Raw genomic sequence first — 11847 nt, 5'->3', positions numbered from 1 at the left:
GGGTCACCGTGAACTGCTCGGCCAGCTCGCTGACCGTCCGCGGACCTGTCGCCAGCAGCTGCAGCAGGCGTCGCCGGGTCGGCTCGGCTGCTGCGGAGAGGGCGTCGATCACTCGAAATACGTTAGCGTAGGCTTACGCGTTTCGCAAAGGGCTGTCGTGGCCGTCATCTGGTTCAGGGTCACCCCACCCGGGTGGATCGGCCCCAAGCATCGGACTTTACATCGTAAAGGTCGGTGCTTGGGGCCGAGACGGACCGCGGCTTGTCAGGCAGGTAGCGCTGACCAATGCCGCGGGCGGCCAGCATGGCGCGGGCCTGACTGGCGTGGTGGTGGACGTCGACGAGTGCGGCGGCCGCCAGGGCGCGGGTGTGTCGCTCGCGGCGAGCCTGTTGGGCGGCGAGTTGGGCTTGGGCGGCCGCGCTGCGCTCGTGGCTGGGAAGGCGCACACCGGGGCGGAGCCGGCCGTGCTCGTCGAGCCATACCGACAGTCGGTGCCGGATCCATCCGGGCAGGTAGCGGGGGGTGCCGGCGAGGGTCCAGGGCTTCCCGTCCGGCAGGTGGTTGATCATGTGGATGGCGTCTCCGAGGGTGGCTCCGCAGGCGAATACGGCCCTGAGCAGGCTACGGAGGTGCCGGTCGGACACCCGCCTGAGCGTCAGGTCGGCCCGCCGGGCGGTCCGGCATGCCTGGATCATGTCGCGCTTGGTCGCCGGCGTTGCGGACAGCGGCCAATCGGGGTCGGTGTCGTTGATCTTGGTTGCCTCGCGCGCGCGCCCGCGTAGGGCGGGACTCTTGTCCCCCTGCGGGGGACAAGAGGGGGTCCGAGTTTCCTCCACAGGGCTTTGAGCTGGGCAGGCGTCAGCGCGAGAGGTGACGGCCGGGACGGCTAGGACGTACTCGGCGGCCTCGTTGCCGCGGCCGTCGTCCAGCAGGCCGCATGCGGTGCCGCGCCGGTAGCGCACGGTGGTGCCCGGGGTGACGGTGCCCAGCAGCCCGGCCCGGCGCAGCCAGGCCAGCCAGGCCGCCACCGTGGAGCGGCCAAGGCCGGTGCGCTCCATCAGCACCGCCCACGTCGGGCGGGTCGTGAGCGTCGTCCAGTCGGCATGGCGGGCCAGCGTCCACACCACCGCCATCAGGTTGCGGTGCGCGTCCGCGCGCAGCGTCGCGACGTCGGGATGGGACTGCACCGCATGCACCCACACGCCCTGGGAGGCGGCACGGCGAGCCCCTTCGGGCAGCGCCCGGGCGATGACCAGCCGGCGCGAGGACATCCAGGCTGGTCCGGCGGCCACAGCGGCGGCCGCAGGCCTGCGGCGGGGGTGGGAAGCGGTGAGACCGCCCGGCGTGTCGTCCGGGCATGGTGGGCTGACCGCCTGGCGAGCTGCTATCGTCGGTCTCCAGACGTAAGAACACACGTCGGTACGCCGTTCCGCTCTTCGCCGGCCAAGCAAAGGGAGCAGAACGTCGAAAGACGTAGGGTGATGTGAAGTTGACTGGTTAGGGGCGCCCCTTCATGAGGGGCGCTTCTTTTTTGTCCTGAGTGACTCCTGGTGTTGCTCGGCAGGTTTGAGATCGAGTCAACGCCACAGCATGCCAGGAACCCGGGCGCGACGTGCGCGTTGACGGCCTGTAGGCGCGGGCGTGTCGCGATTCGTGACCGTGCGTCGACGGGCGGAAACCGAATCGGTTCCCGCCCGCCTGCATCCCTCATCCACCCACGGTGCGCTGACCTGCGCTTCTACGGTCATACACCGGCCGCACCAGCACCGCGACGGCGGACAGTACGCTCTAGCCCCGGATCCGTCGGCCGGAGGCACCACGCGGTGGGTTTCGAGCTGGTCCATCAGCTGGTTGGCCTTGGCGAAGCCCACGCCGAGCTTGCGCTCTCGTGGTCGGTCTGATTCCTCGGGTCGGCGGGCATGGGTAGGTGTCTCCTTTCGTGGCGGGAGTCGCGACGCTGGTAGGCGACGGTCGTGCTAGCGGTGGGTCGATGTGCGGATCAAGGCCAGGGCGGCGGTGATGGTGGCGGGCAGGGTGTCGCAGACCGGAACGCCGTGATGGTGGGCGACCCAGATGAGGTAGCGGTTGCGTTCGGGGTTGGGGCAGTGCGGCGGGCAGCCCAGCACCGCCCGGCCGGTGGTCACGTCCAGCCCGAATTCCACATTGGTGGTGAAGCCCGGCAGGTCGGCCAGGTCGCGGGGAATCCAGAACGCGATCGCGTCGGCGGTGGCGCGGGCCTCGGTCTCCCAGCCGACCTGGTCGTCGTAGCAGGCGGCGCGCTGTCCGCCCCGAGACTCGGGGATGAGCACGGTCAGCGGCTGCGGGCCGGTCCACTGGGCGTCCAGTTCGGCGATCGCGGCCGGCCGCCAGGAGGGCACCGTGCCCGTCCGCGGGGTGGGACCGGCGAGGAAGACACTGGGGCCGGCGGTGGGGATGGGTTCGCGCGCCCACACCACGGTGAGAGTCATGCCCGACTCCCCGAGGTGGCGCGGGCGGCGTGCTGCGGGGTCCAGGGCAGCGGCAGTCCGTCTCCGTCGGCGCGCGGGACGACGTGCAAGTGCAGGTGGAACACGCTCTGCGACGCCGCCTTGCCGCGGGAGGTGATGACGTTGCAGGCGGGCAGGCCGGCGGCGAGCTCGGCGGCGCGGGCCATGGTGGTGGCCGACACCTCGGGGTCCTGGCCGACGTCGATCACGTGGGGGTGGGGGATGACCAGCAGGTGGCCGGGTGCGACGGGGTGACGCGGGCTGATGGCGATGGTGTCGGGCCAGGTACGCAGCACCGTGGCCGGGGCGCGGCCGGCGACGATGTCGCAGAACACGCAGGCTGCTGAGTGCATGACGTCCTTTCGGTCGGCGTTGATGGGTTCAGCGGACAACATGGGGCCGCAGGTGGGGTGGACGGCCTCTAGCAGTCGCGAAACGCCATGGATCATTGACCAGGCTCCTCCCTTCACTTCTCGGTCGTGGCCCATCCGCGCCTGCCGACCTTGCGCGCGGCAGCCCCGATCCGATCTCGCAACCGGACGTACAACGCTCTGGACGCTCATGACAGCGCTTACTGCCATCCATGGAAGCCATCAAGGCTGGTTGTACGATTCGCACGGAAGGCCCGGCCCTCAATGCCTTACTGCCTGCCGAGTAAGGTGACGAAGTGTGTGGGCGGCGTTGGACCACCCGGGAGGCGGCTTGAGCGAGCACACATGGGTGAGCACCTCCACGCCGTACGTCCGCCCTCGCTCCGGAGGCCAGGGGGATGCCTGGTCCGAGGAAGCGGCTCAGCACGGTCGCACCGGTACTCATCTCCTCCGCGAGGTGGTGGAAGCCGTCGCTCCTAGAGAGGTGGCCGAGCGGCTTCAACTCCCCCCGGGCAGCCGGGTGATCGTCCGCCGGCGAACGGTACTCCTTGACGACCAGCCGGTAGAGCTCGCCGACTCCTACTACCCCCTCGACATCGCCCAGGGGACAGGGCTGGCGGAGAAGCGCAAGATCCGCGGTGGGGCGGTAACGCTGCTGCACGAACTCGGGTACCAGCCCCGGAGCGCCGAGGAGGACGTCTCCGCCCGACCTCCCTCCGACGAGGAGCGGCAGATGCTTGGGATGGACTCACGTGAGTGGGTCCTGGTGGTACTGCGGACGCTGCGGACGGAAGACGGCACGCCGGTCGAGGTCAGCGACATGAAGATGCTCGCGGCGGGGCGCCACCTGCGGTATGACACAACCCTGTGATCGGAAAGGGCATCATCACGTGGCACGGAAGTCGGACAAGCGGCCCCCGCAACTGAAGATCGCCGCCGACCTTCGGGCAAAGATCATGTCTGGAGATCTGGAGCCGGGCGCGAAGCTTCCCTCGACCGCCGAACTCGCGGAGACCTACTCGGCCGCTCCCGCCACCGCGCACAACGCCACCAAGCTCCTCCAGGCGGAGGGATTCGCGTACGGCCAAGCCGGCAAGGGTGTGTTCGTACGAGATCGACGGCCGTTCCTCGTGCGTACGGCGGCCTACTTCGAGCCTGCCGAGCGAGGCGTCACCTACAAGCTGCTCGACGTGGCGGAGGTCGAAGCGCCCAAGGACGTCGCCGCCGAACTCGGCGAGGACCACGCCGTACTGCGGCACCGTTTGACGTTGCGGGACGAGGAGCCCGTCGAGGTCTCCTGGTCGTACTACCCGCTCAGCCTCGTGGCCGGCAGCGCCCTGGCCCGTCGTGGACGGGTGCCGGGAGGGGCGCCCGCCGTCCTGGCGAAGCTCGGTCATCCCGAGCGGGAGTTCGCGGACCGCCTGTCCGTCCGCCCTCCCACCGTCAAGGAGGCGGAGATGCTGGAGCTGCCCGAGGGGATCCCGGTGTTCCGCCGGTTCCGCGTCGTCTACTCCGACGACGCCCGCCCGGTCGAGGTGTCCATCCTCATCAAGGGCGGTCACCTCTACGAGCTGATGTACCGGCAGACCATCCCCGACCAAGACTCATAGCGGGACCGGCCCGGGCGTGACCACGTAGAAGAACATCTCCGACCTGCGCACACCTTGCGGGACGCCGACGCGCCGTGTCCTCACCAGGTTCTTTCCTGTTGCGTCGTTTCCTTGGGATAGTCGTCTACCGATATCCGAAGTACCAGCCTGCGGCTGGGAAGCACACGGAACAGGATTTCTTATGGCCAAGGTCACGACGGTCCTCAATCAGAAGGGCGGCGTCGGCAAGTCGACCCTCGCGGTCAACCTCGCAGCCGTCCTCGCCGAGACCGCTCATCCCGACGAGAAGACCGTCGCCGTCTCCATCGACCCGCAAGGCTCCGCCACCTGGTGGTCGGACCAGGTGACCCGGGTCTTCGAGGAGCTGTCCGAGAGCGACCCGGCGCGTGCGGAGTCCCGCGCCTTGCCGTTCGACTTCATCCAGGCCCACGACGACGTCGCCGGCCTGGCCACCATGCCGGACCTGGCCGGCGTCGGGAACGTCGTTGTCGACACCCCGGGCTGGATCGACCTGTCCGGGTCCGGCTCCTCGGCCGACCCGCTCGGCAGCGGCGACGACGCCAAGGCGCTGCGCGTCGTGCTGGACAGCACCCACGACGTACTGGTCCCCGTCGAGCCCGAGCCTCTGGGGTTCCAGCCGACGTGGAACACCATCGAGAAGGTCGTCAAGCCCCGCGGGCTGTCGTTCCTCGTCGTCATCAACAACTGGGACCCGCGCGACGGCCGCGCCGACCTGGAGCAGACCGAGGAGTTCATCCTGCAGCAGGGATGGCCGCTGTCCCGCACGGTCATCCGCCACTACAAGATCCACACCCGGGCGAGCGCCGAGGGCCTGGTCGTCACGCAGTACCCGAAGAACCGGGTCGCGATGGAGGCTCGCGAGGACTTCTATCGGCTGGCGCTCGAGCTCGGTCAGCGGAGCAGCCGATGAAGGGCGCGGGGAGGCGGACGAGCTTCGCGGCGCTCAACGTCGGCCAGGCCGACAGGGCGGCCCCCGAACGGGTGTCCGCGCCGGCCGCGCCCGCCGCCGTCGAGCATGTCGTCAGCGGGACCGTCGTACCGCCGTCGACCGGCTTGCCGAAGGAACCGGAGTTCACGCCGTCGGCCGCGCAGGACCCTGCCGAGCAGTTCGTTCACTACGAGGGCCTCATCTCGCGGGCACGCGTGAAGGTGGAGCGTGCTCTCACCGAGGCGGAGAGGTACTGGCGCCTGACGGCTGGCCCGGCGCTGAAGGAGATCCGCGACAACGGCCTCTACAAGACCGCGGGGTTCTCCTCGTTCGAGCGGTACGTCGCCGACCGGTGGGACATGTCGCGTCCTCGCGCGTACCAGCTGATCGACTCCGTCCGTGCGATGAAATGGCTGGAGGGGGTCACCGGCGAGGTGCCGAACGAGCGGCAGCTTCGCGCGATCCTTCCGGTCGGCGACGCCCTCGGTGAGGAGGCCGCGCAGCAGGTATGGAAGCTCGCCGAGGAACGTGGCCGCACGTCGGGGTCCGCTCTCGAGCGTGCGGCGGCGGATCTGGGCTACCGGGCCGCCATCGAGCCGCCCGACGACAAGCAGCCCGTGCCGGTGTGGGCGCGTTACGAGCCCGTGTTCGGCGCCCTGGAAGACCTCCAGGGCCTGCGCCAGGTGGCTCTGGAGGCCCCGGATCGAGCACGGCAGCTCGCAGCGCGCTTCCGACAGGCGGCCGCGGAACTGGAAGCGGACCTGGTGCCCGACAACGAGCAGCGTTGATCTTGTCTACCAACTTCTGCTTTTGGTAGACAAGATCAACAACGGAGGGGTGGCGGCCCCCCTCGCTGCCACTCCATCCCAGAGCATCGACGCGCTCGCCACGGCCCAGCGAGCGCTCGCCACCGAGCGCGCTCACCGCGCCAGCGAGCGCTCGGCGAGCCTTTCTCGCTCCCCGCTCGGAACGAGCGCTCGGGGGAGCGCTCGGGGGAGCGCTCGGCGCGCGCTTAGCGATTGCCCCGCTTGGAACGAGCGCTCGGGGGAGCGCCCGGGCGAGCCCCTCTCGTTCTCGGAGCGCGCGCTCGGCGAGCCCTCATCGTTCACCCGCTCGGGGCGAGCGCTCGAGGGAGCGCTTGGGCGCGCGCCCAGCGACCCCCTCTCGCTCACCCGCTCGGGGCGAGCGCTCGAGGGAGCGCTTGGGCGCGCGCTCAGCGCGCCTCTGGCGATTCCCCCGCTCGGAGCGAGCGCTCAGCGAGGCGGTGACGAGTCGGCGGCTCGCTCGGGCACCGTCGATCCCCGGTCCGTGTCGCGATGCTCGCGCGGGTCCGGGTCTCGCTTATGACGCTTCCAGGCACACGGGCATATCGGACATGGGAGCATGCCTCAGGTGAGCGAGATCAGACAAGCCCGTCGGGGTGGGGATCAGCTGATCCGGGTGTCGATGACCGTCGTAGTGCTGGCCGTAGCAGCGGTGGCGGCGTGGGTGTCGTACTGGCACGCGGTGGCGGTGATCGAAAAGTACGGCGCCGAGGACGAGATGTCGGCGCATCTGGTGCCGGCCACCGTGGACGGCATGATCTACGCCTCGTCCATGGTGTTGCTGTGGTGCGCCCGCTACCGGCTCAAGGTGCCGGCGCTGGCTCGGTGGGCGCTCGCCCTCGGAATCGCCGCGACGCTCGCCGCCAACATCCTGCACGGCATCGAGCGCGGCCCGCTCGCCGCGGCGCTCGCCGCGTGGCCCGCGATCGCGTTGGTCATCTCCTACGAACTCATCATGTGGGTGGTCCGCTCGGGCCGCGAACTCGCCGATCGAGCGCTCGTCAACCGAGCCGAGCGAGCGCCCGCTGACCGAGCGCGCCCCGAGCGCGCGCTTCCTGACCGAGCGCTTCCTGAGCGCGCGCTCGCCGACTCGCCTGAGCCGCGCCGCGCGTACAACGGCTCGGGCGAGCGGGAGCGAGCGCTCGCCCCGAGCGGCGAGACCCGAGCGGCGAGCGCGGACCCGAGCGAGCAGGCAGAGCGAGCGAGCGCGCCGCCCGTGGAGCGGGCGAGCGAAGCGGCTCGGCCGATTGCCGTAGCGGCGGCACTCGACTCGGGCGAGCCGGCATCGCAAGTAGACGAGCCGACCGCGCCGGTGACCGAGCCGAATCCGAGGGCGGCCTCGCCGACGCACGGTGACGAGCCGATGCGCGATGCTCAAAGCGAGCGGGACCGGCGAGCCATGGTGGCGGGCCTGCTCGCCCAGGACCCGGGCATGACCGGGGCTGCGCTCGCCCGAGCGCTCGGCGTACACGAAAGCACCGGCCGCAAGTACCGCCGCGAGGTACTCAACGGCAACGGTCACTCGGTCTGACAACCCGCAGTCGTAGCGTGCCCATCCGGTCCCACAGCTTGGGCGAGTCGAGCGCCCGGATGCACTCCTGCGTCGATGCGCTCCTGTGTGCGCCAGCCGAACGCGACCAGCGGCCCTGACGAGAGGGCACATCCTGAGGGCTGGACCAAGGCCAGAGACTTGTACCCTCGGCCGTCGGTCGCAGGCGCACTCCTGGTGGCCGATGCCAGTAGTGTCTCGGCTCCGAGATGGCGGGCATTAGACGCTGGCTGGTGTGGCTGGTGGGTGCTTCAGCTCCTCCAGCGCGATCCCCACTTCCCGTACGGCGTTGGTGATGCGTTCGTGCAGCCCGCGAACGATCGGGTCCTCGGGGTGCCGTCGCATGTGCGGGTCCACGGTGCTTTTCAGCAGCCGGTCTAGGGTGGTGTACGCGCGTCGGCCCTGGCTGATTTCGTACCCGATCCAGTCTTGGACGTCGTCAGGGAAACCACTGCCGTTCTTACGGTTGGAGGTGAAGGGACGCCCTTCGCGGCTGGCCCCGACCTCCTTGACCCAGACGGTGCCTGTGGCCACCTGGCTAAGGCTGTAGGTGGGGCCCATCCGCTCCAGAAGCGCCGCTCTGGACAGCCCGGCCGGGGCGACCAGCAGCAGTTGGCGCAGCACTTCTTCGCCTGATTCGGCGCGTGACCGACGTGGTCGGCGTGGGGGGGTTGTCATGGCTCCTCCTCGTTGACTTTGGCCCACTCTTCTTCCATGGTCAGGTGCCCGACGTTGATCACGCTGCGGCAGAAGTCGATGGCCGCCTGCGCTTGGTCCAAGACGTGGTGGATGGCGTCACGTTCGCCCTGGGCCAGCGGGTTGTCCTTGATCTGCGGCATGAGGCGGTTGATCCCGGCGACGAAGGCGTGGCCGGTGCCGATCAGGTCCAGGAAGTGAATGGAGTGGTCGACGTGCTTGATGGCGGGCGTTCGTTCCCGAGCGGCTTCCTGGACCTGCTGATCATGGTCATGTTGCGCCTGGTACAGCTGGCGTCGGGTGTTGGGGTCCGCCATGACGCGGCCGGCGACCTCCGGCCGGCTGAGCAGTTCCGCGACCATGGTGGACGCCGCAGCGTCGTCGGAGGGTAGTTGGTGGATCTGCTGGGTCGCGTCAGCGGCGGGGAGCATGTCGCCCGACAACGACTCCTCACCGACGGACACGACCTCGCCTGACAACGACTTGTCCTCCGCGGCCTCGATGTCATCCGACAACGACTCGTCGTCAGGGAACGGGTCGGGCAAGGAGTCGGCGAACACCACGGCGGGTGACAAGGGGTAGGGGGTGATGGTGCTGACCCGGCCCACGGCCTTGGCCGCGGTTTCCTCGGTCCAGCGGCGGCGGCCGCGCCAAGCCAGTGGTGGCTCGCGGACGAGCATGAACCGGTCAGGGTGAGAGGCCATCACGCGGTGGACGGTGTAGCTGGCATCCTCACATCTCTGGTCCGCCGGCCACGCGTTGGCGACCCAGCGCCATGTCAGCACTGTGCCGACCGACTCGCCGATCTCCTCGGCGAACAGCCGCATCGAGGCCCGGACTCCCTCGTTTCGCCCTGTGCGGGGAGGGCGCATCGGTTCGATCTCCAGCGCCATGTCCCCCATGGCGAACTGGTAGACGCCGATCTTCCGCACCATGTCGCTTGCCTGGTCGACCATCTCGTCGAATCGGCGCTGGGTAACGTTCCCGATCTTGTCCGCCACGGTGTGCCCCCTCCGCAGGACGTTGATCGTCTGCGTGGGTCGCCGGCCCGGGTCGCGGTCGAGCACCCCGTGGTATCTGGCCTCGATGGGTGCCGTCCGGTCAAACCGGCCAGCTCCACACGGAACCCCTCAGCTGCAAGTATTCGCCCCTATCTCCATGACCACAACCACGTTGACCAGGCGAAATGCACTTTGCATCGCTGATCGGCCTGCGAGCGGCGCGGCGCGCTCGCTAGAGGAGAGGTTCAGCGTGCCGGGCCGGGGCGCCGCCCGGGACGAGGTGGACCGGCGGCGGGCGGCCGGGCAGCAGGAGCAGGCTTGGCCGCGGCACTCCCGGGGCGGTGGTAGGCCGCCAGCAGGCGGGCACTGGGCGGGGGATAGGCCACCTGGACGCGGGGCACGGCGGCCGCGAGTTCGGCCGCCAGAGCGGGCTGGCCGGTCTGCCGCCGGGCGGCGATCGCTTCGGCCAGGGCGGTCACGGCGTGCAGCAGCACGGTCCACACGGGACTGTGCGGGGCCTGGTGGGCGACCGTGACCGCGCTGCGCATCTCGTCGCCCAGGACATCGCTACGGAGCCGTGTGGACGGGGTCTGGGCGGCTCGGGCGAGCAGGTCGGCCAGTTCGGTCACCGGCCCGGCCGAGGGCTCCATGCGGGTGGCCAGCGCGGCCGCCACCGCGGCGGCATCCCGGCCGGCGGCCGACCAGGTCGTCGCGTCATCGTGTGGTGTGTCTGCGAGCCGGTGGGCGAGCTGCTCGATGCGCCCCGCAGCCGTGATCCACGACCCCGCCGAGGCCTTCGCCTGCGGACGCCGACGCCCGGCGGCTGATGGGCGGCGCCACTCGGCCAGCGCCCCGGCGGCGGCGTGTGGGGTGGGGGAGGGCCAGTGCTCCCGCAGACGGGGCAGGGTGAGGTCGGCGGCCAGGCGGCCACCGGCGCCGTACCAGGCCACCGTGCCGTGCTCGTCGGCCACCCCGACGCTGTAGCCGGTCACCGCCGCCCAGTCGGCGCTGTAGCGGGGCCGCACCTGCAGCCCGCAGTCGCGGACCAGGGCGACGAACTCGGCCTCGCTGACGGCCGCCAGGGCGCAGGCGCGGACGATGCGCGCGGCGCGGTGGCGGTGCAGCTGCAGCCCGGCCTTCAGGCGCTGGTGCTCGGCCTTGGAGTAGCCAGGCATCCCTCGTCCCGGGCGGCCCTCCACGCGCCTCAGGCCGTAGCGCATTTCCATGTCCGCGCACAGTCGGCTCATCGTGCGCCGGTCGTTCCACGTCGACGCCGTGGTGGCGTCTTCGCGGACCAGGTTGACCATCAGGTGGATGTGGTCGTTGCCGCCGGTCGACAGGCCGTGGTGGACGGCCAGCCACCGGCATGGCACCCGCCCGGCCGCACTGTCTGCGTCGAAGCACAGGCAGGTGATGGCGGTGCGGGCGATGTGCGCCCACTGCTCGTCGTCCAGGTGACCGGCTTCCTCGGGCGGCAGGCTGATCGCGCAATGCCACACCCACCCGCCAGCCGGATGCGCCTGCAGCAGGACGCGATGGGAGTCCATGTCCCGGCCCAGCGCGTAGACCAGGTGGGTGTCGTCGACGTGGTCCAGTCGCACGCCGTCGGCGTAGCCGAGGACCGAGTCAGCGGCGATGATCCGCTGGTCGGTGTGCTCGCCGCTGCTGCCCGGGCCGAACAGGTACCGCACCAGGCCGACCGCGTGCCGACCGCGGGCGGGGGAGATGAAGTTGTTCACCGCGCCGCCACGCCTTCCACGTCGACGTCGACCAGGTCCTCGCCGTCGGCGGCCGGGTCGTCGGCGGCGTGGCCGCGTTCGGGGCGCAGGCCGTCCGGCAGGCCAAGGTGTCCGTAGGCGGCCGTGAGTTCGTCCAGACGAGCCAGGATCCGCTCGGTAGTGTGCAACATCGCCCGGGCATCGTGCGCCTCGCTGGTCGCGCCAGCCGTCGCGGAGAGCTGGTCCAGGGCCCCGCCAACCGTGGCGAGCATCCGTCGGACCGCCAGCAGCTCGGCGGCCGCCGCACGTCGCTCGCTCGCCGCGCCCGCCTCGCCGGCGAGCCCGGCCTCGGCGAGGAACCGGGGCACGCTCACCCCGGCTTCTGCTGCCCGGGCGGCAATGATGTCCTGCTCGGCATCCGACAACCGCACGGTGTGCTTGTGTGGCCGGCCGCCCTCCTGCCGTCGCTGCCGCAATGGCCGGCGATGTCCCTCGCCGGCAGTATGGTCCCGGTCCTCTTGCCAGGCGTCGTTCGTCACATTGCCGCCCCATCGCGTCCCGTCCCGCTCGGAATGGCGGGACATCCCGCTTCCGACGATAGGAGGAAGATCAGCGCCCGGGAAGGTCTCGCCGAGGATCAGAC

General features: G+C 70.4%; 14 protein-coding genes. 5 read left to right on the top strand and 9 right to left on the bottom strand.

The annotated features are described in order from the left end of the window. From ACFQSB_RS33580 to ACFQSB_RS33560, 5 genes are all read right to left on the bottom strand, one after another. Window positions 1-112 (bottom strand): helix-turn-helix domain-containing protein (locus ACFQSB_RS33580; protein ID WP_380830854.1); only part of this gene is annotated, 112 nt, incomplete at its 3' end. Between the two features lie 67 nt (window positions 113-179). Next, window positions 180-1271, bottom strand: a complete 1092-nt coding sequence (locus ACFQSB_RS33575; protein WP_380830852.1) for a hypothetical protein — start codon at window positions 1269-1271, stop codon at window positions 180-182. Between the two features lie 306 nt (window positions 1272-1577). Beyond that, window positions 1578-1871: a hypothetical protein gene (locus tag ACFQSB_RS33570; protein ID WP_380830851.1), complete on the bottom strand. Its 294-nt coding sequence runs from the start codon at window positions 1869-1871 to the stop codon at window positions 1578-1580. Between the two features lie 105 nt (window positions 1872-1976). Then, entirely contained in the window at window positions 1977-2468 is a 492-nt protein-coding gene (locus ACFQSB_RS33565) for a nucleoside 2-deoxyribosyltransferase domain-containing protein (protein ID WP_380830850.1), read from the bottom strand. Further along, a complete protein-coding gene (locus ACFQSB_RS33560; RefSeq protein ID WP_380830849.1) occupies window positions 2465-2839 on the bottom strand; it encodes an HIT family protein in 375 nt (124 codons plus the stop codon). The genes ACFQSB_RS33565 and ACFQSB_RS33560 overlap by 4 nt, the downstream gene beginning before the upstream one ends. Window positions 2840-3188: 349 nt before the next feature. Here ACFQSB_RS33560 and ACFQSB_RS33555 point away from each other — a divergent pair, with 349 nt between their 5' ends. The 5 genes from ACFQSB_RS33555 to ACFQSB_RS33535 all read left to right on the top strand — a co-directional run bounded on the left by ACFQSB_RS33555 (window position 3189) and on the right by ACFQSB_RS33535 (window position 7771). Further along, a complete protein-coding gene (locus ACFQSB_RS33555; protein ID WP_380830848.1) occupies window positions 3189-3728 on the top strand; it encodes a GntR family transcriptional regulator in 540 nt (179 codons plus the stop codon). Between the two features lie 19 nt (window positions 3729-3747). Next, window positions 3748-4467 (top strand): GntR family transcriptional regulator, encoded by a 720-nt coding sequence (locus ACFQSB_RS33550; RefSeq protein WP_380830847.1) that lies wholly within the window; start codon window positions 3748-3750, stop codon window positions 4465-4467. Between the two features lie 181 nt (window positions 4468-4648). Continuing rightward, entirely contained in the window at window positions 4649-5398 is a 750-nt protein-coding gene (locus tag ACFQSB_RS33545; RefSeq protein ID WP_380830846.1) for a ParA family protein, read from the top strand. Continuing rightward, the gene (locus ACFQSB_RS33540; RefSeq protein ID WP_380830845.1) at window positions 5395-6204 is read left to right on the top strand and encodes a hypothetical protein; all 810 of its coding nucleotides are present in this window, start codon (window positions 5395-5397) and stop codon (window positions 6202-6204) included. Before ACFQSB_RS33545 ends, ACFQSB_RS33540 begins: the two co-directional genes overlap by 4 nt. A gap of 604 nt (window positions 6205-6808) precedes the next feature. Then, window positions 6809-7771, top strand: a complete 963-nt coding sequence (locus tag ACFQSB_RS33535) for a DUF2637 domain-containing protein (protein WP_380830844.1) — start codon at window positions 6809-6811, stop codon at window positions 7769-7771. A 237-nt stretch (window positions 7772-8008) separates the two neighbouring features. On the opposite strand, the gene ACFQSB_RS33530 is transcribed toward ACFQSB_RS33535, so the two are convergent. From ACFQSB_RS33530 to ACFQSB_RS33515, 4 genes are all read right to left on the bottom strand, one after another. Further along, a complete protein-coding gene (locus ACFQSB_RS33530; RefSeq protein WP_380830843.1) occupies window positions 8009-8413 on the bottom strand; it encodes a hypothetical protein in 405 nt (134 codons plus the stop codon). Between the two features lie 50 nt (window positions 8414-8463). Then, entirely contained in the window at window positions 8464-9486 is a 1023-nt protein-coding gene (locus ACFQSB_RS33525) for a DUF6192 family protein (protein WP_380830842.1), read from the bottom strand. Window positions 9487-9731: 245 nt separating this feature from the next. Next, complete coding sequence (locus ACFQSB_RS33520) at window positions 9732-11225, bottom strand: relaxase/mobilization nuclease domain-containing protein (RefSeq protein WP_380830841.1); 1494 nt, start codon at window positions 11223-11225, stop codon at window positions 9732-9734. Then, complete coding sequence (locus ACFQSB_RS33515) at window positions 11222-11743, bottom strand: plasmid mobilization protein (protein WP_380830840.1); 522 nt, start codon at window positions 11741-11743, stop codon at window positions 11222-11224. The genes ACFQSB_RS33520 and ACFQSB_RS33515 overlap by 4 nt, the downstream gene beginning before the upstream one ends. Window positions 11744-11847: the final 104 nt, after the last annotated feature.

It is taken from the genome of Sphaerisporangium rhizosphaerae (assembly GCF_042665155.1).
GTDB lineage: Bacteria > Actinomycetota > Actinomycetes > Streptosporangiales > Streptosporangiaceae > Sphaerisporangium > Sphaerisporangium rhizosphaerae.
The sequence above is the reverse complement of the archived record's forward strand: the minus strand, read 5'-3'. Positions and strand labels throughout refer to the sequence as shown.